The following is a 258-nucleotide window of genomic DNA, read 5'->3' as shown; positions in this document are numbered from 1 at the left end:
CAGGCGGAGTAAATGTTTGGGTATTACCCAGCACAGAACTTGGCATTAGCGTGATATTTCTCCACGCAGCATACGTTGTTATAGAGTCCGCTGTCATCGTATGGATGTCTATCGATCTTAAAAAAGAATTCCTCGCATCTATAGAACTTAGCACCACAACACGCGCGATCGTAAAGGAAGATAAAATTGACCTTTCGATTCGTACCAGTCGTAGCAACAAGCTCCTGCAAGATTTTGATCACTACACCGAAACGGTCT

Annotated in this window: 1 protein-coding gene; it reads left to right on the top strand. The window is 43.8% G+C overall.

Features of this window, described 5'->3' with window-relative positions:
* Window positions 1-50: 50 nt before the first annotated feature.
* A partial coding sequence (locus tag A3739_RS08555; protein ID WP_197472211.1) for a hypothetical protein occupies window positions 51-258 on the top strand: 208 nt, incomplete at its 3' end.

The organism is Oleiphilus sp. HI0067 (assembly GCF_001635735.1).
Note: the sequence above shows the minus strand (reverse complement) of the source record. Positions and strands in the feature narration are given on the sequence as shown.